Raw genomic sequence first — 20,929 nt, forward strand, 5'->3', positions numbered from 1 at the left:
ATGCCGGAAAAGAACACGGCCCCCTGAAGAAGCCGCCGGCAAGGGGTGAACTGTGATCTGAGGAAACGCACGCCCGGCGCCCAAGGTCCGATCATGCGCATCGACACGCTTCCGGTAGGTCTCGTCCGTGCGGCCGCGATTGCCGCGGTCATGGTTCTCGGATTGACGGCCGGCGCCGCATCAGCCGCCGACAACGACAAGCCCGCCCAGCGGAACGACGGCGGCGTCGCGATCAAGCTACCGCAGTCACCGCCCATGATGCCGGTCGATATCGGCTATCTGCGCGAGGAGGTTGCCGGACCGCGGCCAGCCTCGCGCCTGGACGTCGAGCCGGATAACGCAGGCATTGCCGGCGCCGAAATGGGCATCAAGGAGAACAATGCCGGCGGCCGCTTCATGGGACATCTCTACGGGCTTGACGTCGAGACGGCGTCATCGCCCGAAGAAGCGGTCGATGCCCTGAAGAAGCTCTACGAGTCGGGTCACAACTACATTGTGGTCGACGCCTCGGCCCCGACATTGCTCAAGCTGTCCGATTGGGCGGCCGACAAGGACATTCTCCTCTTCAACATCCGCGCCGAGGACGTCTCGCTGCGTCAGGAAGATTGCCGTGCGAACGTCATGCATGTCGTGCCGGACCGCTACATGCTCGCCGATGCCCTCGCCCAATATCTCGTCAAGATGGGGTGGACGGATTGGCTTGTCGTTCATGGATCGACGGACGCAGACAAGGCTTACCGTGACGCGGTCCTGCGCGCAGCCGAGCGCTTTGGCGGCAACATCGTCGATGACCGTGAGTATGTCGACGTGTCGGGAGGACGGCGCGACGGCGTCGGGCCCATCCCGCCGGCGAAGCCCCACAAGGAAGCCAATGCCAGCCACCAGATGGTCAAAGCGACCGACTACGACGTGATCGTGGTTGCAGACGAAGACCAAATCTTTGGGCCCCTGATGCCCTATCGCGGCGGAGGTCAGCCGCGGGTCGTGGCCGGCACGACAGGCCTGACGGCCACCACCTGGAGCCGCGGGCACGAGAAATGGGGCGCCACCCAAGCGAACAACAATTTCGAGAAGGCCAACGACCGGCTCATGCTGCCGATCGACCACATGGCCTATGTGGCCACGCGAACCATCGGAGAGGCGGTGACCCGCAAGCCCAAGAACGACTTCGACACGGTCTCGGCCTTCATCCATGGCCCCGACCTGCAGCTGGCGCCCTTCAAAGGCATCAAGCAGCAATTCCGGCCTTGGGACGGGCAATTCCGCCAGCCGATCCTGATCGCGACCGAGCAGGTGCCGGTGTCCGTATCACCGCAAAAGGGCTTTCCCCACGCGAGCCACCCGGAAATAGAGGTCGACACGCTCGGCATCGATGAGCCGGAGAGCAAGTGCAAGATGTAGGCTTATTGGCCTGCCGGCGCGGCGCCCCCGGCTGTCAGAAGCTGCCCTTCCCGGTCTAGAACCGGCACGTGGTAATCTTCCAGGATTGCAATGATCTCGTCCGCGTTATCAGCCAGAACCTTGTTCACCTGATGCTTGAACTGAGGTTCGTTCGGACGAATGCCGAGCGTGATCGGGTAGAAGGTCGCCGGCCCCGCGCGTTCCTTGACCAACGGCACAACGTTCAGTGGGACATCCGCAAGTGCGGCGTAGTATCCGCCGATGGGGCCCATAGAGACCGCGTCGAGCTCGCCCGAGATAATCTCCGCGATCATGTCCTGCGCGATGGTGGACTGGCTCTCTCCGGAGCGTGCATCGAATGGTTTCGCATTCGCGATCAGCCCGTTCATGGCGAGGATGCTTGCCGGCGGCGTGCGCGCAACGAGCCCGACGCGCTTCGACTTGAGCCGCGGATCCGACAACGAGATCACACCGTTCAGGGCGGTATCGTCGGCGCGCGTGATCAGAACGTAGGAGGCATAATAGTAGGGGTTCGTATCTTCGATGAGCCCGGTGCCCTGCGCATAGCCCATCACCATCGCGCAGGCGTTCTCTCCGATCGTGTTCGGCACGTAACCGGTGTCCTCCGGGAACCACGTATAGACGAGCTCCCGGTCCAGACGCTCGGCGATGAGTTCCGCGAGCTTGTTTTCGAAGCCTTCCTCCTTGTCGTTCGAGAACGGCATGTTGTCGGGGTCGGCGCAGACGCGGAGAACCCCTCCTCCATGGCGCGCGCCTGGCCGGCAACGCACAAGAACGCGACAGCCAGCGCAACGGCCGCCCAAATCGGGCCACTCAATCGGGCAACCGCGTACCTCGTTCGTGATCGAGCTTCGCTCAAGGCCGTTCCTCTGCCGCGCGTCCTGCGCTGTCTCTTCTAGCCGGGGCCGAATGGCCTGGCCACGCGCCCGTCGAAGTAAGATAGGGTGTTCGAGACCGTCTTAAACGATGACTGCTGTCTCGTAGCAAGGGCGACCTCCGGGAAACCGTACCCCCTCACCGACGGACTATGGGTCGAGCCCCGCGCAACGGCGAATGTTGTCCACCCGTTCCAACCCCGTCGGGTAGTAGGCTCCGGTGGGCTTGTCGCCGAATTCGGCCATCGCAAACGACCCCGCGTCGATACCGTCCTCTTCGTGCCGTTCACGGAGCAGCCGGGCGGCACAGCAGTCGGCCTCCAGCTCCATGCGCTTCAGCTCCGGGGCAATGTAGTAGAAGGCCTGCGGTCCGACGTGACCCAGCCCCTTCTTGGCGTTGGCCACATGGCCGAGCGTGTGGTGGCAGCACTCGTGCGCCAACAGAAAACGGCTGTAACTCGGCTGATCCCGCAGCGTCCTGGCATTGACCACGATAACGGGACGCCCGAGGCGATCCGTCATGGAGGAGGCTTGCTCCTCGACGCCGCGCAGCTTGTAGGTCCGGATATCGCAATACGGATTATCGACCTCCGGCAGGAAGCGCCCTGCCCGGGCCGGCGACGATGGCTGGGAAACGAACCATACGGCCAGTACGGCCGGAAGCCCGGCCGCGAGGACGACCGGCAGCCGCGAGAAAACCTGTATTCTTCTTCTATCGAGCCCGGCGCCCCACAAACCGGGCAGCCGGCGGACCGGCCATCTGATCTGGCGCATTTGGCGGATATTAGCGGAAACTGGCGGGCGGCACGATAAATACTGCGTTATTCGGGAACTGTGACGTTCGTCACACCCCGTACAAGGCCACGTTGATCCCGGTCGTGCCCCCACCATATACGGAAGACCCCCAACCGCCGATCGGCGAGCTTTCGCGCCGGAGGACCCGACGATGATGACCGAACTGATGAAACAGCTGACCCTCTCCGTTTTTGGCCTCGTTCTCGGCGTGGCCGTTCTCGCCGCCAACAGCAATCCTGCCATGGCCGACCGCGGCAAGGCCTACTGGATCGACGGCGCGCCGCGCTATACCAACGAAGCGACCGTAATCAAGCGGAAGTCCAAGACCGCGCAGGCAGCCAACGCCAAAAGCAAGTTTCAGAACAATCTCGATTTCGAGACCGAAGCCGTCTGGCGCAACCTGCGCCCGAACAGGTTCTCCGACTAAAGACAGCCGAAACGCCCCAAATCGGGGCGTTTCGTTTTTTGGACCGCCCTTCCCCCTCCCGGCGCGCCAATTGACAGGCCCGTATCAGCCGATAGGGTCTGGCCGCTGCGGGCCCCTCGCCCGGCCGAAAAAGACGGAATTACGAGCGGGATGGGTCCACGCCTTCTTTATAGCCTCATCATTGGGGCGGCCATTCTGGCTTCCTTGGTGCTACGCGTGTGGGACCCCACGCCGGTCGCGCGGCTGAGGTCTCTCGTCTTCGATTCCTATCAGCGTCTGGCACCCCTCAAGTTCGACCCGGAGCTACCCGTCCGCATCGTCGACATCGACGAGGAGTCGCTGCAACGGATCGGCCAATGGCCCTGGCCACGGACGATCCTTAGCGATCTCTTGGTGAAACTGCGCGATGCCGGCGCCGCCACGGTCGGTTTCGATATGGTGTTTCCGGAACCAGACCGGATGTCGCCGGCCAATGCCGTGAAGTTCTGGCCTCAATCGGACCAGCTGACCCAGCTCAAGACCGAGCTCGACGCGCTTCCCTCCAATGACGAGATCTTCGCCGAGACCATCGGCACGGCTCCGGTCGTGATGGGCTTCATCGCCTCGCCCATGAATCAGCACGCATTGCCGGAAGCCAAGGCGGGCATGTCCTTCGGCGGCGACGACCCGCGCCTGTTCGCACCCCACTACCCCAGCGCGACGTCGAGCCTCAAGGAACTGCAGACCCCAGCGGTCGGCGCAGGCGCGCTCAACTGGGTCCCCGAATATGACCAGATCATCCGGCGCATGCCCATTCTGGTGACCCTCGATGAAACGCTGTACCCATCGTTTTCCGCCGACCTCCTACGCGTCGCCCAAGGCGCATCGACCTATGTCGTCAAATCCTCCGGTGCCAGCGGCGAGAAGGCGTTCGGCGAGCAGACCGGCATCGTCAAAGTCCGGGTCGGCGATTTCGAAGTTCCGACCGATGCGAACGGCCAAATGTGGCTTCATTTTTCGCCGCAGACCCGCGACCGCTATCTGCCAGCCTGGAAAATCCTGGACGGCGAGATCGGCGAAGACGAGATTGCGGCCGCATTCTTCTGATCGGCACCAGTGCCGCAGGCCTGTTGGACCTGCGCGCAACGCCGCTCGAAGCCTCCGTGCCGGGCGTCGAATTGCATGCTCAGGCCGTGGAACAGATCATTCGCGGCAGCTATCTGATGCGGCCTGATTTCGCGACGCCCGCGGAACTCCTTTACATCCTCGTCCTCGGCCTCCTGATCGCCGTCCTGATCTACCGTGCAGGCGCGCTGGGCAGCGCCGTGCTCGGGGGGCTCGCCGTGGCCTTCGTCGTTTGGCTGTCATGGCATGCGTTCAACAGCTGGGGCTGGCTGGTCGATCCGGTCTACCCGACGATCGCCTTGACGGCGATCTATCTCACCGGCTCGTCGTTCGTCTTCTTGCGGACCGAGCGCGAACGCAACCGCGTGCGCAACGCGTTCTCGCACTACATGCGCCCGCACTCGTGGAACGGCTGGCGGACGATCCCGAGCGGCTCAAGCTCGGCGGCGAGAACCGCGACATGACACTTCTCTTTAGCGACGTGCGCGGCTTCACGACGATCTCGGAAGGGCTGGATGCGGAAGAACTCACCCGCTTTCTCAACGACCTCTTCACGCCGCTCAGCAACATCATCCTCGACGAGGAAGGTACGATCGACAAATTCATGGGCGACGCCTTGATGGCGTTTTGGAACGCGCCTCTCGACGACCCCAACCATCCGGAGCATGCCTGTGCCGCCGCGCTTCGCATGGTCGACGAGATGGCCGTTCTCAACGAGCGCTGGGAGAAGGCCGCCGAAGAGGCGGGCCGCCCCTACAAGCCGGTGAAGCTCGGCATCGGCCTGAACACGGGCGTGTGCTGCGTCGGCAATCTCGGGTCGGAAACGCGGTTCGACTATTCGGTGATCGGCGACAACGTGAACGTTGCCTCCCGCCTGGAAGGCCAGTCCAAGACCTACGACCTCGTGATCATTGTCGGCGAGGAAACGGCGGCCCGCGCGCCGGACTTCGCCTTCCTCGAACTCGATCTCTTGAAGGTCAAAGGAAAGACCGAAGCTACCCGCATCTTCGGCCTTCTGGGCGACGACACCGTCCGGCAGAGCGAGGCTTTCGGCGCCCTCACCGCCAAGCACCAGGACTTTCTGTCGAAATATCGGGCGATGGACTGGGACGGCGCCGAGGTGCTACTGGCCGAGTGTGAAGCCTTGGGCGGCGGCAAGCTGAAAGGCCTCTACGCACTCTATCGCGACCGCATCAACGCCTTCCGTGTCACGCCGCCGCCGGAGAATTGGGACGGCACCACGCAAGCCATGTCCAAGTAACTGATCGAAGCAACCCATCCACCAACGCAATACGCCAAAAGCTTACAGTCGAACGTACCTATGCCTGAGATTGCCATTCTTTGCCTTGCCGCGATCGCCATCTTGATGGTCAAGCACACCGTGGCCGACTTCTTCCTTCAAACGCCATTCCAGTACTGCAACAAGGGAACGTACGGCCACCCGGGCGGCTTCGTGCATGCAGGGATCCACGTCGCGCTGACGCCGCTCGCCTATCTCGCGCTGGCGCCCGCCTCCTTGTTGCTGGCGCTCTGGATCGCGCTGGGAGAGTTCGTCGTTCACTACCATGTGGATTGGGCCAAGGAGCAGTTCGGCCGCCGCATGAAGGCGACGCCGCAGACAGCGAATTATTGGCATGCGCTCGGCCTCGACCAACTTGCGCATGGTCTGACCTATGTCGGCATCGTCGCCGTGCTCGTTTGGGCGATGAACTGACCAACGACAGAACGAGTGCCCTGGGCAGGGACCGGCCTGAATTGTATGCTCGACGCCATGGATGGTTTCTCCATCGGTGAACACATGCTGCGGGAGGCAAGCCGTGAACGTCTTGATCGTCTATGGAACCACCGAGGGGCAAACCCGCAAGATTGCCGAGCGCGTGGCAAAGGATGTGTCCGGCCGCGGACATGCCGTCGAAGTGCACGACGCCGGAGAGTCGGATGCCAACGTAGACCTCAACGCGTTTCAAGCGGTTGTCGTCGCGGGGTCGGTGCACCAGGAACAGCACCAGAAGGCCATCAAGAACTTCGCGACCGCCCATAGCAAACAGCTGAATTCTCGTCCGTCGGCCTTCGTATCGGTCAGCTTTTCAGCGGCGTTGGAGGACACCCGGCCAGAAGCGCAACGCTACGTGGATCAATTTGTCGAACTGACGGGATGGCAGCCGCGCATGACACTCCTGTTAGGGGGTGCTGTCCGTTTCACCGAATACGATTATTTCCAAGAGCAAGTCGTGAAGTTCATCGTCATGAAGCGGGGTCTCGCAGCCGACGACGGGGGCGATCGAGAGTTCACGGACTGGAATGCTTTGGACGGTTTCGTCGGCGCATTTCTTAAGAGCGCCGCCGACTAACGGTCGCTGGGGAAGTTGTAGAACTCGTCGTTCAAGTATTTGAGCAGGTCCTGCGTCTCGGTCGCGGAGAACTCCGCGCTCGCCATATGGCTGCAACTGGCTAGCTGCTCCTTCAATTCATCCAGAGACTGAACGGCCCGATTGGGGCGTGAGAGAACGCTGGTGTCGTGGCAGTCCGTGCAATGGGCGTCGTACAGGCGCTGTCCGTTGGCGCTGTCGCCCGGTAGCGACGCGGCGTGCGCCGTTGTCACGAGCAGCAAAGATGCCAACACGCTCAGATGGCTGTTCATGGCTCACCTCCATGGATCCTCACGCACGTGCCTTGCCGGCTTTTAACTGCGCAGGCGAAATACCGTAGCGTCGCTACAAAGGCCTACCAGCCACGCCAATATCGGCGTGCATCCCGCCTGAGAAACCGCTTGGGCACTCGGTAGACGGCGTAGCCTTGCGGATCGTCGTCATCGTCCCTGTATTCGGGCCGTTCGTAGCGGTACCGGGGATAGTCGCCGCGATATCGGGGGTAATCGTAGCCATAGGGCGGATCGACGTAGACGCGGACACGCCCCGCCGACGCCGTGGCCGGCACAAGCGTCGTCAGGACGAGAGCGACGCCTGCAATGAGAAATGGTGATATTTTCATCGCATTGCTCCGTTCGCAAAGAAAGGGAGTCTCTCACTGCCGTCACGGAGTGTCAAAGTGGCCGGCCTAGGGGCCCGTTTTCCTGGCGCTGGCGATCGCTCACAAAGCACGCCCTTGACTTCCGGGCGCATTGCAGGCTTCACGGTAGGGCAATCAACTCCGCCGCTGGTTGGCTCAACCTTTCGGGAGAGTTCCGTCGTGACGACACCTGGACTCAGATCACTGGTACGTTCGATCGCTGATAATCCTCGGCCAAGTATTCAGGACGGCCTGCTCCTCGCAAGCGTGGTGCTCGTGGGGGCGCTGCTCGCGCTGCAATACAATCTCTTCTGGTTCAGCGCCGAGCTCTCCGAGCCGCAGCGCAAAGTCTCGCTTGCCGAGGCGATGGCGCTCACGGTCCTGCTGGCTCTGTGTGTCTGTGCTTTCGCCATCCGGCGCCTGCGTGAGGTCCGGTATGAAGCCGCGCGCCGCGCCGTGACGCGATCTCAGATGCGCCAACTGCGCACGATGGCGTCGCATGATCCCTTGACGGGGCTGGCAAATCGCCGCGAGTTGGATTCGGCCCTGGCGGGGGCCATCGCCTCCTCGGCCAACGGCCAGGAGCACGCGTTCTTCCTGATCGACCTGAACGGCTTCAAAAGCATCAACGATCTTTTTGGCCACGCCATGGGAGACCGCGTCCTGCAAGCCGTCGCCGGACGATTTCAGTCCGCGGCCCGGCCAAGCGATCTGTTGGCGCGGCTCGGCGGCGACGAGTTCGCGCTCCTATCCTACGATGTCGACCGGGACACCGCCCACGCCATCGGTCAACGCATTATGGCCACCCTGGACAGCGAGATTCGCGTCGGCGGACGATCCCACGAACCCGGCGCCTCGATCGGCGTGGCGCTCATTCCCCAAAACGGGTCCACACCGGACGAGATCATTCATCACGCCGATGTCGCCATGTACCGGGCGAAAAGCGAAGGCAAGACGGCGCTCGTGTTCTTCGAGCCGCCGGCCGCGATCAACTGACGGCCATCTACTCCAGTGGGGACCGGGCAGATACGCGCCACCATCTATTGTGACGACGCGCGCCACGCTCAAATCTAATGCAGCGCGGAGATCTCGCGGTTGGCGAATTCGAGCCGGTCGGACAGAAGCCGGATGATGAGCTTGTGGAGGGCGGCGGCAGCCGACGGATCTTCCTCCTGCATCTTGTCGAAGGACTCGCGGGTGAGGATATAGACGACGCTGGCGCTCTCCGCGACCACGTTCGCCCCGCGCGGCACGTCGCGGTAGAAACCCATTTCACCGACGACCGTATGGCCCAGCATACGCCGCAGACGGATAGACTTACCGTATTCGCCCGCAATCGTGATCGCCACACAGCCTGAAGCCTGGAACACGACGGAGTCGGACGGCTCCCCCTGCCGGAACAACACGACGCCGCTGTCCAGCTCACGCCGGGTCATGTAAGGCTCGACCCGTTCGAAGGTGATATCGCCACCAAGCTCGTTCTGAAGCCATGACTCGAACGTGTGCGACGAAGCCTCGCCGACCTCGTGATACAGCAACACCATGTCCTCGCACCATTCGACCGCATCGTTGCGGGTCGGGAACGCCTGGTGCGGCCGGTCCGTACCGAAGAAGCCGGCGCCCAGGAACGCGGCATGCATGGAATCGCTCAGACCACTGAAGACGAGCGTGACGTCACGCTCCTCGCAATAGTTGCGCAGCTTGACGAGGCTCAAGACGGCCGAAGTGTCGAGCCCCTGCACGGCGCTGAAGTCGAGAACGATATAGCCAACCGGTTTTTCCTTCTGTTCCTCGATCTCGCGCCGAATACGCTCGAAGAGCCCGTTCGAGGATCCGAAGAAGATGAAGCCGGACAGCCAGAACACATGAACGCGCTTGCCCTCCTCCTGGAGAAGGCGCGTCTGCTCCGGCGAGCGGTCCACACTGCTCGACAGTTCGTAGCGCGTTAGGTGACGGCGGATCACGCCGATCCGGCTATACGACAGCGCGAAGAGCAGGCAGGCGCCGATGACGCCAAGCACCACGCCCACCAGATAGCCGAAATACAGAATGACCAGCGCGATCGCGATGGCGAGCGCAAGGTCCGTGCGGGACCGCTGCGCCGGCGAATGCACGAGCGCTTCCATCAAGATCATCGTGCCGAGATAAGCCAGCATCCCGCCCAGGATCGCCTTGGGCACGAAGCTGCCGACATCGGCCCCGGCGAACAGCACCAAGCCGCACACGACCGCAACGGACACGCCACTGATCCGCGTGACGGCGCCGGCCTGTTGCAGCAGCAGACTGTTATTGAGCGACAGATTGCCGGCCACGCCGCCAAGCACCGACGCCAGCACGTTGGCGAGACCGTTGGTGCGGAACTCCTTGTCGAGATCGGCGGATTTCTGCCTGGCGACTTCGAGGCTCGAAACATCGAGCAGCATGGAGATCGCGGTCACGCCGCAGACAGCGCCGATTTCCGCACTGCTCAGCGCCATGACACCCCAATCGATGTCATGGGTCGAAAGCGCGCCGATGGGCCACCAGAGCTGTAAGGCGCCGACGGCCGCCAGATACCAGTCCGCCTGGGTGTCCGGGTCGGTCACGAACCACATAAGAATGGCGTTCAGCACGACAAGGAAAACGAGAAAGGCGATGGGCAGCGTCAGATAATCGTCCATCCAGCGCTTGAGCAGGACGATGAAGAAGGCGAAGGCGAGCCCCACGGCGATCTGCGGCGCATAGCGCATATCCGCCATGACCGCCCAGCTCGACGGCGACAGGGTGAGGTTGCTGCCGGTGATGACTTCAACGCCGCCGGTGATGAGCAGAAGCCCCGAGGCGGCAAGGAAGCCGCCGATCACGGGGAACGGTACGAAGCGCAGCCATTGACCGAGCTTGAACCCGCCAAGTCCGAACAAGACGCGCCGGTGAGAAACGTGCTGACCGTGATGGCGACCATCACGTTGATGATCATCGTTTCGGTGTCCGCGCCCTTCGCGGCGAGCCCCGCGGCCACCGTGGTGGCCAACACGCTCATAACGGCCACGGCTGGCGTATCGGGACCCGCATCGGCGGGAACGAGCGTCGTGGTCAGCGATACGACGACGCCGGTCACCATGGTGCCCATGATGAGCGCGGCCAGTCCGAGCGGGAATCCGGCGGCGATAGAACCTTGGAAAAGGGCGCTGAACGAGATACAATAGGCGATGTTGACGATCGCCGAGATCGTCCCCGCCATGGCGTCGCGCCCAAGCGTTGCGACGTCAATATTCTGCGGGCGCTTAGGCGCCAAATTTTCCAGCAAAGACAAAAGCGTATCGGAAATTCACGGGGTTGAATTGTGACCGATCATGGCCGGGCAATACGACAATGCAAGCAAAAACGCTTCGGCCCGCACTTTCTTCTCCGCAAAGCGATGAGCAGGCGCATCTCATGGTGATCGGCACAGACGATCAGGCCGACGGCGGAAGCGTGTCGTTACCGATCCGGCGCGCTTGGCCGGTCGCTTTGCCCGTGCCGGCATATTGCGGATTCCAATGAGCGGCATCGAGCCCCGTTTCCACTCCCCACTTGCCCACACGGCTTGGATGAAGCACGGCCTTGGACAACAGCCCATCGAAGGCAAAGCGGGGCACCACCACGAAACCGAGCTGGCTGAGGTGTCCGCGCATGCGTTTGCCGTCGTTGAGCGTGAAGCCCCAATGCTGCAAATGACAGCTCAAGGTCACGAAGCCCACATTCGCCGCATCGCGCTCCCGCGCGAACAAGCCTTCGGTGAAGAACGCCCGTCCAATCGCAAGCCCAAATAGGCCGCCAGCGAGACGGCCGCTGCGGTCCCAGGCTTCGACAGAGTGCGCATAGCCTGCGCGATGCAGCGCCGTGAAGACCTCGACGAGCCCCTCCTCGACCGCGCAGCCGCGAAGCACGGCCGCGAAATCCGTGTCGAAGGTGACGCCATAGGCCTGCGTCTGGAGCAAACGCCAGACGCGCTGTGAAATACGGACATTTTCGGGAAACGACACGGCGCGCTCGGCCGGAGCCCACCACTTCATGTCTTGGGGATAGAGCCCTTTCGCGTATGCCGCGACCATGGTGGGCACGTCGAGCGACGAACAGCGCCCGGCCAGCCCTTCCGGCTGACGCAGCGCCTTCTCCGGATCGGGCAGGCGCGGACCGAAGCCCACGAATTGTTTGGCAAGCAGGGCCAACGCCGCCGGCTTGCTGTAGAGCCCGGACGTGACAAGGCTTTCTGAGACCTGCTTGAGGACACTCTGTCTCGCGGACACGGGCAACTCCAACGCAATACTCGACGACGCGCGCGGCGGCGCTCACAGGCCACCACACCTCGCGTCAAGCTTGCCCGCAAAGGATTCCCAAGGCGTTAACATCCGTCGGTGCCTTGGATTCCAAGCCCGACGGGAGGGAAAAACGCCGCTACGCTTTCCCGCTGCGGACCCGGTCCACGGCTTCGCGCCAGCCGGCATAGCGCGCTTCGCGTTCGCTGTCGGCCATCTGCGGCTCATACCGTTTGGACGGCTCCCAGGTTCGCGCGAGCTCCGCATCGTCCCCATACACGCCCGCCGCCTGGCCCGCGAAATAGGCGGCGCCGAGGGCGGTCGTTTCCGCGATGGGCGCCACCTCGACCGCTTCACCGAGAATATCGGCGAGCCGCTGCATCGCCCAGCCATTGGTGGTCATTCCGCCGTCGACGCGCAGGACGCCCGTCTCACCGATCCCTGTCCCGGCCATATCCTCCCGCATGGCGCCCAGAAGGTCGCGCGTCTGAAAGGCGACGGACTCGAGCCCGGCGGCGACGATGTCGGCCTTATTGGAGGCGCGCGACAGGCCGACGATGGCCCCGCGTGCGCCTGCGTCCCAATCCGGCGCGCCGAGCCCCTGAAACGCGGGAACCAGATAGACGCCGCTGTTGGGGTTGGCCTTCTTGGCTATCTCCTCGCTATCGGCAGCTTCCGCGATGAGACCGAGACTGTCGCGCAGCCATTGAATGGTGGCGCCCGCCATGAAGATCGACCCCTCCAAGGCGAACGTGCGCGCGCTATCCAACTGCCACAACACGGTGGACAACATGCGGTTGACCGAGTTGAGGTCGCTGTCCCCGGTGTTGGCGACGACGAAGCACCCGGTTCCGTAGGTCGCCTTGATCATGCTGGGCCGGACGCATGCCTGGCCTTTGGCAGCGGCTTGCTGATCGCCCGCAACGCCGCGAATCGGCAGCGCCGTACCGAAGGCGTCTGCGCGCGCCTCACCAAAGTCGCCGCGGTTGTCGCGCACCTCGGGCAAAATGCCGGCGGGGATTCCGAGGCGGTCGAGAAGCTTGGGATCCCATTGGCCTTTGCGGATATCGAACAGCATCGTACGGGCCGCGTTCGTCGCGTCGGTCACGTGCAAGGCCCCGCCCGTCAGCTTGAAGAGCAGGAAGCTGTCGATCGTGCCGAAGCAGACTTCGTTGCGGGCGGCCTTGTCGCGCAGTCCCGGAACGTTCGCGAGAAGCCAGGCCAGCTTGGTGGCCGAGAAGTACGGGTCGATCAGCAGACCCGTGACCTCCGTGACGTGAGCGCCCCACCCTTCCCGCTCGAGCTCTTCACAAAGCGGCGCGGTGCGCCGGTCCTGCCAAACGATGGCATTGTGCAGCGGCTCGCCGGTCGCGCGATCCCACACCACGGTCGTCTCGCGTTGGTTGGTGATACCGAGCGCGGCGATGTTCGATGCGCCGACCTCGCCGATCACCGAGCGGCAGACCTCTCGCACCGCCTGCCAAATCTCGTTCGGGTCATGTTCGACCCAGCCCGGTTCCGGAAAGATTTGGTTCAACGGGCGCACCGCCGATGCTCCCGGACGCCCCGCCTCGTCGAAGGCGATCGCGCGCGTGCTCGTGGTTCCCTGATCGATGGCCAGTACGTGCCCCATGAGGCTCCCCACCTATGTGTTGGTTCCTTGCGTTTCCTGAACGATCCAAGCGCAGTACTCGGCGCTTCCGCCTTCCGTCGGCAACACAAGCAATGCCGGCAGGTCGTAAGGATGCAGCCGCTTGACCTCGGCTATCACCTGCTCCGTCAGCCCCTTGCGGGTCTTGATGATCATGGCGACCTCTTCGGCCGTCTCCCGCGCGCCTCCCATTCGTAGATCGAGACCATGCCGGGGAAGACGTTCACACATGCCGCAAGGCGCGCGTCGACCAACGCGCCGCCGACGCTTTTGGCTTCGTCGATGCTGGGAAAGGTCGCGTAGACCAGAACCGGAAGATCGGTATCGTCCATGTTGGCTCCCTAGCCGCCCTTCTGAAGAGGCGTTTCGTCACTGTCCCACGTCACGCAAGACGGCGATACTTGTTAAGCCTCCGTCGTAAGTGGCACTTGCACGACATTAACACCACAGCTTTAGTGTGGCCTCCCTGAATGGGCGGTTGAAAGCGCAGCAGATCTGTCATGGCCGATTTCGAGAAGATCGCCTTCGTAGCCAGCGAGACGCGCGATGCGGAAGACGCATACGCCGCGCTCGTGAAGCGCTATGGCAACGTGCCACCCAAGGAGGCGGATGCGATCGTCGCGCTCGGCGGCGATGGTCTGATGCTTCAGACCATGCACGACCACCTCCACAGCAGCATCCCGATCTACGGTATGAACCGGGGCTCGGTGGGCTTTCTGCTCAACGACTACAAGGAGAACCGGCTCAAGGAGCGTTTGGCCGCGGCGGAGATCACCGTCATCCATCCGTTGCGGATGGTCGTCCGCGACCGGAATGGGGACACCCACGAGGCCCTTGCGATCAATGAAGTGTCGCTGTTCCGGCAGATCCACCAAGCGGCCAAGCTCAAAATCGGCGTCGATGAGACCACGCGGCTGGGCGAGCTGATTTGCGACGGCGTACTCGTGTCCACGCCAGCCGGCAGCACGGCCTACAATCTGTCGGCTCACGGCCCCATTCTGCCGATCACGGCGCCGCTATTGGCCTTAACGCCGATCAGCCCGTTCCGGCCCCGGCGGTGGCGCGGCGCGCTCCTGCCCAACGATGCGCGTGTCCTGATCGAGGTTCTCGAACCCGAGAAGCGCCCGGTCAGCGCGGTGGCCGATCACACCGAATTCAGGAACGTGGTAGCGGTGGAAATCGCCGAAGCGAGCGCGGTCGACATCTTCATGATGTTCGATCCCGGCCATACTCTCGCCGAGCGCATCCTCGCCGAACAATTCGATTACTGAGAGCCGCCGAGCTCGAAGACCTCGTCGATCACCGCGTAGTCCTGATAGCCCAGCCGGGCGATCGGCCGAAGCTTCGTGACGTCGACCCGTCCGTCGACCAGCGCGGCGTCGTCGATGTGGATGCCCACGACCTGGCCCAACACGATCGCGTGGTTGCCGGGACCTCCATCCGCGCCCGGAAGGTCGATCGTCCGCCAGTATTTGCATTCGAAGGCAACCGGCGATTCCGCCACCCGGGGCGGCGCGACGATGGTGGACGGCGCAGGGCTGAGGCCCGCCAACACCATCTCGTCCACGTGGGGTTCCACATGCTTCGACGTACGGTTCATGGCCTCGCGCAGATCGTAGGTCGCCAGCGAGCAGACGAACTCGCCCGTCTCCTCCGCATTCCGCAGACTGTCCTTACGGCCCCCCGACGAAAACATCACGAAATGCGGATTGGTCGAGACAGCATTGAAGAAGCTGTAGGGCGCGAGATTCACCACCCCCTCCGCGTCCAGCGTGGAGATCCACCCAATCGGCCGCGGGCTGACCAGCGCCATGAAGGGGTCGCGGGTAAGACCGTGGGAATTGGAGACTGCGTCGTAGAACATGGTGCCTACCGTAAGGCCCGTCCAAGCCAATTCAACATCGATCAGGCAGCCACACCGATACGATCTCGTCCAGCGCCGGACGCGGCCTCTCGTCGGGCTTGCCTTCTGCCGTGCCGATATAGACGAAGCCCGCGACCTTCTCGTTCTCCTCCAGGCCAAGCGCCTGGCGTACGCCGGCGCTATAGGCGCACCATTCGGTCACCCAGTTGACCCCGAAGCCGAGCGCGCTGGCGGCCACGACCAGATTCTGACAGGCGGCACCGGCCGAGAGGACTTGCTCCCACTCCGGCACCGGCGACGGAGACGTGACGCGGGACACCACGGCAATCACCAGCGGAGCGCGCAGGAACCGCTTCGCCTCCATCTCCAGGCGAACGGCGCTCGAGGCCGGCTCTTCTGCACGGCAGATCTCGGCCAACGCGCCTCCGAAGGCCTCCCTGGCATCGCCTTGAAAGAGGATAAAACGCCAGGGCGCCAGCTTCTTGTGGTCCGGTACCCGGGCCGCAGCGGTCAGGATCTGGTCAAGCTGGGCCGAATCCGGACCAGGTTCACCGAGGGCATTAGCCGATACGGAGCGGCGGGTCAGCAGATGTTCGATCGTAGGTTTCGACATAATATGCACTGTATTGGCTAAGGGCCCGGTGCATATCGCGAAACGGCTGCGCTCACAATGGGGCTAATTGGACGACCGTATAGGGACGGTCTTCCAAAAATCGGCCTCATTCCGCGTCAATTTACAGGAGTGGGGCGCCGACAAAGCCTATAGTGGGCCGGCGTAGGGAAGCGAAATCTGAAAGAGAATTGGTATGCGGGGACAGGTCCTAGCGGCGCGAAGGCTTTTGCTTTTGCCCGTTCTTGTCTTCGGCGCCGTGCCAGCGGCGGCCGAGGAGCCTGCCGCGCCCGCTTCCCAAGCGCGCCCGTGATCGTCGTCGACGGCTCCCAGGGCATGACTGAGAAGGTCGGCGACAACGCAAAAATCGACGGCGTCACCGGCGTGTTGTCCAAGGCAATCGCCACCCAAGGCGAGAAGAGAGCCCTCGGGCTTGTCGCCTTCGGCCATCGCGAGGCTTCGAGCTGCACCGATATCGAAGCCCTCGCCAAGCCCGGCGAGTTGAAGGCCGCGACGGCCGACCCGCTGCTCGGCAAGATCACGCCGAAAGGCCAAGCGCCGGTCGCCGCTTCCATGGAGGAAGCCGCCAAGCTTGGACTTGAAGGACAACCGCTCAATATCGTTCTGATCGCCGGCGGTGCGGATACCTGCAAAGCAGACCCGTGCGCCATGGCACAGACGCTCAAGCAGCAGCAAAAGGATCTGCGGATACACGTGGTGGGCTTGAGCACACAGCCGCAAGACCTCCAACCGCTCGCCTGCATGGCCAATGCAACCGGCGGAAAATTCGTCGCCGCGACAAACGAGCAAGGATTCGAAGTCGCCCTCGGCGCCGTATTCGCCGCGATCGATGCCCCCGTCGCCGCACCGCCGCCCGCTCCCGTTGCGGCCGCACCCGCGGCGGCAATGCCGCCGAGGACATCGGCCGCACCTGCCAAATCACCCGGAAGCAGCGCCGGCAAGGCCACCCAGCCGAAGTCCAGCGACGTCAACACCGTCAACACGGCCGAGAGTATCATTGAGGTGCTGCCGCCTGCTCCCGTCCCGACACCGCCGGCCCAACCCGTGCCGGTCACGTTCCACGCGCTGGCGACGGAGGCCGGCCCGCGGCTGCGGTCGGGGCTCATCTGGAGAATCTTCCACGCCGAGGCCGAGGCCGAAGGCGGCTTCGAGCTCATCAGCACGCACCGCGAGGCCGCCCCGTCCATGACTTTGCTGCCGGGCGAGTATCTCGTGAACGCCGCCTACGGGCTTTCCAATCTGACCAAGAAGATCCGGGTCGAGGGCGGAGAGGAGAAGAACGAAGCCTTCATTCTCAATACGGGCGGTCTGACGTTGAAGGCCGTGCTGGCCACCGGCGAAGACTGTCCGGATGGCGACGTCGATTTCGACATTCAATCGGACGAGATAGATCAGTTCGGGAAGCGCGAAACGATCCTCGCCGACGCCTCACCGAACAAGGTCGTGCGCCTCAATGCCGGCGCCTATCACATCAATAGCCTGTACGGCGATGCGAACGCCAATGTCGGCGTCGACGTGACCGTCGAACCGGGACGCATCACGCAGGCGACCATCAAGCACACGGGCGCGAAGATCACCTTCCGCCTGGTTCAGAGCCGTGGCGGCGAAGCCCTGGCCGACACGGAGTGGCAAATCCTTACCTCCGCCGGCGACACCGTGAAGACAAACGTCGGCGCCCTGCCGACCCATATCCTCGCCGCCGGCACGTACGCGGTGATCGCAAAGCACGGCGAGAAATCCTACTCGCGCAAGTTCACCATCGAGCCGGGCAACGACAAACAGATCGAGGTGGCGATCGAGGACGGGCCCACGTCGGCGAAGGAGCTTCAGGTTCTGCTCGAGCCACCCGAAGCGCCGCGCCCCGGAACGAGTGGCTATGCCGGGCCGCCGCCGGCGGGCGCGTTTGGCGTCGACGGGTTTTCAAATCCCGCCGACCCCAATGGCCCGCTTCTCAATCCGGGTGCTCTGCTGCGGCCTTCGCGCTAGGACAGCCAAGACAGACGTCTTGGACTAGGCTGCTTTCGCCGCGCCCGACGGTTTCGCGTCCGGCGGAACCGACTCGGCCGCGATCATCGCAACCGCATCCTCCAGGCTCATCACTTCCTGTTTCTGCGAACCGAGACGGCGCACGGAGACCGTGCCCTCCTCCGCCTCGCGCTTGCCGGCAACCAGGATGACCGGCACCTTGGCCACGGAGTGCTCGCGGACCTTGTAGTTGATCTTCTCGTTGCGAAGATCGGCGTCCGCGCGCAGACCCGCCGCCTTGAGCCGCTCCAGCACCGTTTGCGCATAGTCGTTCGCATCGGACACGATCGTCGCCACGACGGCCTGCACCGGCGAGAGCCAAAGCGGCAGATGTCCCGCATGGTGCTCGACGAGAATGCCGGTGAAGCGCTCGAGCGATCCGAACATGGCGCGATGGATCATGACGGGGACCTTCTTCTCCCCGTCGGCGCCGATGTAATAGGCCCCAAGCCGCTCCGGCATGTTCAGATCGACTTGGACCGTTCCGCACTGCCAGTCGCGCCCGATGGCGTCGCGCAGCACGTATTCGAGCTTGGGTCCGTAGAAGGCTCCCTCGCCCGGGTTCAGCTCGTACGACAGGCCAGCGGCCTCCACCGCGCGCTTCAGCGCGGCCTCGGCCTTGTCCCAGACCTCATCCGCGCCGACGCGCTTCTCGGGACGGTCAGAAAACTTGATCCGCACGTCCTCGAAGCCGAAATCGCGATAGATCGACAGCACCTGCTCGTTGAGCTTCACGCACTCTTCTGTGATCTGATCTTCGGTGCAGAAGATATGCGCATCGTCCTGCGTGAAGTGCCGGACCCGCAACAGACCGTGCAACGCGCCCGAAGGCTCGTAGCGGTGAACCTTGCCGAACTCGGCGATGCGCAACGGAAGGTCGCGATAGCTCTTGAGGCCGTTCTTGAATATCTGCACATGGCCGGGACAGTTCATGGGCTTGCAGCAGAACACGCGATCGTCGGGCGTTTCGGCGATGTACATGTTCTCCTGGAACTTCTCCCAATGGCCCGACTGCTCCCAGAGCGTGCGTTCCATCATGTCGGGCGAGTTCACCTCGACATAGCCCCAGTCCTGCTGCCGCCGGCGCATATAGCCGATCAGAGCCTGGAACAGCGACCAGCCCTTGGCGTGCCAGAACACCGCGCCCGGCGCCTCTTCCTGGAAGTGGAACAGGTCCATCTCGCGGCCCAAGCGGCGATGGTCGCGCTTCTCGGCCTCCTCCAACTGGTGGAGATAGGCCTTGAGGTCGTCCTCGTTCGCCCAGGCGGTGCCGTAGATGCGCTGAAGCATCGGGTTGTTCGAGTCGCCGCGCCAGTAAGCGCCCGCGATCTTGAGCAGCTTGAAGCCTTTCCCGATGCGGCCGGTCGTATCCATGTGCGGGCCGCGGCACAGGTCGAACCAGTCGCCCTGATGATAGATCTTGACGTCCTCGCCCTCGGGAATCGCGTCGACGAGCTCGACCTTGAAGTGCTCGCCCTTCTCGGCGAACACTTTCCTGGCCTTCTCACGGCTCCAAACCTCGACCGTGAACGGGTGATTGGAGGCGACGATCTGGGCCATCTTCTTCTCGATGACCGGCAGATCTTCCGGCGTGAAGGAATCCTCGCGGGCGAAGTCGTAATAGAAGCCGTTCTCGATCACCGGCCCGATCGTGACTTGCGTGTCCGGATAGAGTGCCTGGACGGCTTCTGCCATGACATGCGCCGCGTCGTGACGGATCAGCGTCAGCGCCTCAGGATCGGTGCGCTTGACGATACGGATGTCGCCATCGTTCTCGATCGGCTCGCCGAGGTCGCGGACGGCACCGTCGACCACGACCGCGACCGCGCTTTTCTCGAGTGATTTCGAGATCGAGGCGGCAACGTCGCGCCCCGTGACTCCGGATTCGAAGTCGCGTGCGGAACCATCGGGAAACTTTAGGGAAATCATATTTTCTCTCCTCTCAATCCTGCGTACGAGCGCAGGTAAGATGGAATGGTTGGGTAGGCGGCGGGTTCTAACGGGAATCGCGGCCCAAGTCACCCGTATAGTCATCTGTATTTGGGTGCTCAGGCTTCAAATGCCAGCGGCCGTAGCGCCACGGGGCGAAAGGATGGCGTTCGGCGCGGATATCCGGCACCGGATCGTGCCCGTGGCTTCCCCAGGGATTACAGCGGCAAAGCCGCGCCAACGTCAGCCACCCCCCTATCCACGCGCCGTTCAGATCGATGGCTTCGCGCGCGTAGTCCGAGCACGTGGGAAGGTGGCGGCAATGAGCGCCGACCAGCGCGGAGAAGGTGTAGCGATAGGCCATGATCGGGGCGAGCATCACCGCCTTCGCGATCTGCCGCCCCCAGACCCGCGGGGCCGATGTCGAAGGCGGGCTCATGGGATCGGCGTGCCGTCCTTGCGCGTGAACGCGAAACCGCCGCTTCCGTCACGCTGGGCTTTCATGTCGATGTCGCTGTAATACGCCGTCTCTTCGGGCGCCCGCGTCCCGACTTCGAGATAGGCGACCGGCGCATCGCTCCTATTCACCAAATGATGCCCATCCTGCAGGCCCGCAGGGAAGCCCGCCGCCATGCCCGCCTCCAGAGCAAACTCCCCCTCGTCGGTGATGAGCGTGGCCGTGCCTTCGAGGATGTAGATGAACTCGTCCTCGTTCTCATGCCAGTGGCGCTGGGACGACCAGGCGCCTGGAGCAAGCGTAACCAGGTTGACGCCGAACTGGTTCAGCCCAAGGGCGTTGCCAAGGGCCCGTTTCACCCGCCCGGCGAGCGGCTCGTCGAACGGAGCCGGGTAGATGCTGCCCGTTCGCGCCGCAACGGCCATCGCCTCGATCCTGGTGGGCGTCGTGTCGCTCATGTCCA

General features: G+C 63.3%; 23 protein-coding genes and 1 pseudogene. 10 read left to right on the forward strand and 14 right to left on the reverse strand.

Annotation, left to right across the window (positions count from 1 at the left end):
- Positions 1–93 precede the first annotated feature (93 nt).
- Positions 94–1,401 carry an ABC transporter substrate-binding protein gene (locus AUC70_RS11155; protein WP_083241487.1) on the forward strand — a complete coding sequence of 436 codons (1,308 nt, stop codon included), beginning with the start codon at positions 94–96 and terminating at the stop codon, positions 1,399–1,401.
- A 2-nt stretch (positions 1,402–1,403) separates the two neighbouring features.
- Here AUC70_RS11155 and AUC70_RS11160 read toward each other — a convergent pair whose 3' ends face one another.
- Together AUC70_RS11160 and AUC70_RS11165 are read right to left on the reverse strand one after the other, a co-directional pair.
- The gene (locus AUC70_RS11160; RefSeq protein WP_280138246.1) at positions 1,404–2,192 is read right to left on the reverse strand and encodes a quinoprotein dehydrogenase-associated putative ABC transporter substrate-binding protein; all 789 of its coding nucleotides are present in this window, start codon (positions 2,190–2,192) and stop codon (positions 1,404–1,406) included.
- Between the two features lie 255 nt (positions 2,193–2,447).
- A complete protein-coding gene (locus tag AUC70_RS11165; RefSeq protein ID WP_069444916.1) occupies positions 2,448–3,071 on the reverse strand; it encodes a M78 family metallopeptidase domain-containing protein in 624 nt (207 codons plus the stop codon).
- A 172-nt stretch (positions 3,072–3,243) separates the two neighbouring features.
- On the opposite strand from AUC70_RS11165, the gene AUC70_RS11170 reads away from it, so the two are divergent.
- From AUC70_RS11170 to AUC70_RS11185, 6 genes are all read left to right on the forward strand, one after another.
- Positions 3,244–3,519 (forward strand): hypothetical protein, encoded by a 276-nt coding sequence (locus tag AUC70_RS11170; RefSeq protein ID WP_069444917.1) that lies wholly within the window; start codon positions 3,244–3,246, stop codon positions 3,517–3,519.
- 150 nt (positions 3,520–3,669) lie between these two features.
- Positions 3,670–4,605, forward strand: coding sequence for a CHASE2 domain-containing protein (locus AUC70_RS16355; RefSeq protein WP_083241488.1), 936 nt, complete (start codon positions 3,670–3,672; stop codon positions 4,603–4,605).
- 23 nt (positions 4,606–4,628) lie between these two features.
- Complete coding sequence (locus AUC70_RS18425) at positions 4,629–5,087, forward strand: CHASE2 domain-containing protein (RefSeq protein ID WP_158007433.1); 459 nt, start codon at positions 4,629–4,631, stop codon at positions 5,085–5,087.
- Entirely contained in the window at positions 5,027–5,884 is an 858-nt protein-coding gene (locus AUC70_RS16365; protein ID WP_158007434.1) for an adenylate/guanylate cyclase domain-containing protein, read from the forward strand. Before AUC70_RS18425 ends, AUC70_RS16365 begins: the two co-directional genes overlap by 61 nt.
- Positions 5,885–5,944: 60 nt before the next feature.
- On the forward strand, positions 5,945–6,337 hold the full coding sequence (locus AUC70_RS11180; protein WP_069444918.1) for a DUF3307 domain-containing protein: 393 nt from the start codon (positions 5,945–5,947) through the stop codon (positions 6,335–6,337).
- A gap of 103 nt (positions 6,338–6,440) precedes the next feature.
- Positions 6,441–6,974 carry a flavodoxin domain-containing protein gene (locus AUC70_RS11185; protein ID WP_083241490.1) on the forward strand — a complete coding sequence of 178 codons (534 nt, stop codon included), beginning with the start codon at positions 6,441–6,443 and terminating at the stop codon, positions 6,972–6,974.
- On the opposite strand, the gene AUC70_RS11190 is transcribed toward AUC70_RS11185, so the two are convergent.
- Positions 6,971–7,264: a hypothetical protein gene (locus AUC70_RS11190; RefSeq protein ID WP_069444920.1), complete on the reverse strand. Its 294-nt coding sequence runs from the start codon at positions 7,262–7,264 to the stop codon at positions 6,971–6,973. The two genes, AUC70_RS11185 and AUC70_RS11190, sit on opposite strands and share 4 nt — an antisense overlap.
- Positions 7,265–7,347: 83 nt before the next feature.
- Positions 7,348–7,614: a hypothetical protein gene (locus AUC70_RS11195; protein WP_069444921.1), complete on the reverse strand. Its 267-nt coding sequence runs from the start codon at positions 7,612–7,614 to the stop codon at positions 7,348–7,350.
- 198 nt (positions 7,615–7,812) lie between these two features.
- Between AUC70_RS11195 and AUC70_RS11200 the strand changes: the two genes are divergently transcribed.
- Positions 7,813–8,628 (forward strand): GGDEF domain-containing protein, encoded by an 816-nt coding sequence (locus AUC70_RS11200; protein ID WP_141702085.1) that lies wholly within the window; start codon positions 7,813–7,815, stop codon positions 8,626–8,628.
- A gap of 74 nt (positions 8,629–8,702) precedes the next feature.
- On the opposite strand, the gene AUC70_RS11205 is transcribed toward AUC70_RS11200, so the two are convergent.
- The 5 genes and pseudogenes from AUC70_RS11205 to cutA all read right to left on the reverse strand — a co-directional run bounded on the left by AUC70_RS11205 (position 8,703) and on the right by cutA (position 13,892).
- Positions 8,703–10,532: a SulP family inorganic anion transporter gene (locus AUC70_RS11205; protein WP_158007435.1), complete on the reverse strand. Its 1,830-nt coding sequence runs from the start codon at positions 10,530–10,532 to the stop codon at positions 8,703–8,705.
- Complete coding sequence (locus AUC70_RS17185) at positions 10,472–10,852, reverse strand: hypothetical protein (protein WP_158007436.1); 381 nt, start codon at positions 10,850–10,852, stop codon at positions 10,472–10,474. The genes AUC70_RS11205 and AUC70_RS17185 overlap by 61 nt, the downstream gene beginning before the upstream one ends.
- A gap of 214 nt (positions 10,853–11,066) precedes the next feature.
- Complete coding sequence (locus AUC70_RS11215; protein WP_141702086.1) at positions 11,067–11,900, reverse strand: leucyl/phenylalanyl-tRNA--protein transferase; 834 nt, start codon at positions 11,898–11,900, stop codon at positions 11,067–11,069.
- A gap of 148 nt (positions 11,901–12,048) precedes the next feature.
- On the reverse strand, positions 12,049–13,542 hold the full coding sequence (gene glpK / locus AUC70_RS11220; protein WP_069445111.1) for a glycerol kinase GlpK: 1,494 nt from the start codon (positions 13,540–13,542) through the stop codon (positions 12,049–12,051).
- Positions 13,543–13,554: 12 nt separating this feature from the next.
- A pseudogene (gene cutA / locus AUC70_RS18885) lies at positions 13,555–13,892 on the reverse strand (divalent-cation tolerance protein CutA).
- 168 nt (positions 13,893–14,060) lie between these two features.
- On the opposite strand from cutA, the gene AUC70_RS11230 reads away from it, so the two are divergent.
- Complete coding sequence (locus AUC70_RS11230) at positions 14,061–14,831, forward strand: NAD kinase (protein WP_069444926.1); 771 nt, start codon at positions 14,061–14,063, stop codon at positions 14,829–14,831.
- Here AUC70_RS11230 and AUC70_RS11235 read toward each other — a convergent pair.
- Both AUC70_RS11235 and AUC70_RS11240 read right to left on the reverse strand, forming a co-directional pair.
- Entirely contained in the window at positions 14,825–15,424 is a 600-nt protein-coding gene (locus AUC70_RS11235; protein ID WP_069444927.1) for a flavin reductase family protein, read from the reverse strand. The genes AUC70_RS11230 and AUC70_RS11235 overlap by 7 nt on opposite strands.
- A 31-nt stretch (positions 15,425–15,455) precedes the next feature.
- The gene (locus AUC70_RS11240; RefSeq protein WP_069444928.1) at positions 15,456–16,037 is read right to left on the reverse strand and encodes a nitroreductase family protein; all 582 of its coding nucleotides are present in this window, start codon (positions 16,035–16,037) and stop codon (positions 15,456–15,458) included.
- Positions 16,038–16,370: 333 nt separating this feature from the next.
- Between AUC70_RS11240 and AUC70_RS11245 the strand changes: the two genes are divergently transcribed.
- On the forward strand, positions 16,371–18,041 hold the full coding sequence (locus AUC70_RS11245; protein ID WP_206599375.1) for a vWA domain-containing protein: 1,671 nt from the start codon (positions 16,371–16,373) through the stop codon (positions 18,039–18,041).
- A 24-nt stretch (positions 18,042–18,065) separates the two neighbouring features.
- Here AUC70_RS11245 and thrS read toward each other — a convergent pair whose 3' ends face one another.
- From thrS to AUC70_RS11260, 3 genes are all read right to left on the reverse strand, one after another.
- The gene (gene thrS, locus AUC70_RS11250) at positions 18,066–20,009 is read right to left on the reverse strand and encodes a threonine--tRNA ligase (RefSeq protein ID WP_069444930.1); all 1,944 of its coding nucleotides are present in this window, start codon (positions 20,007–20,009) and stop codon (positions 18,066–18,068) included.
- A 67-nt stretch (positions 20,010–20,076) separates the two neighbouring features.
- Positions 20,077–20,448: a membrane protein insertion efficiency factor YidD gene (yidD, locus tag AUC70_RS11255; protein WP_069444931.1), complete on the reverse strand. Its 372-nt coding sequence runs from the start codon at positions 20,446–20,448 to the stop codon at positions 20,077–20,079.
- Positions 20,445–20,924, reverse strand: a complete 480-nt coding sequence (locus AUC70_RS11260) for a cupin domain-containing protein (RefSeq protein ID WP_069445112.1) — start codon at positions 20,922–20,924, stop codon at positions 20,445–20,447. The genes yidD and AUC70_RS11260 overlap by 4 nt, the downstream gene beginning before the upstream one ends.
- Positions 20,925–20,929 lie beyond the last annotated feature (5 nt).

Origin of the sequence: Methyloceanibacter stevinii (assembly GCF_001723355.1) — a bacterium.
GTDB classification, from domain to species: Bacteria; Pseudomonadota; Alphaproteobacteria; order Rhizobiales; family Methyloligellaceae; genus Methyloceanibacter; species Methyloceanibacter stevinii.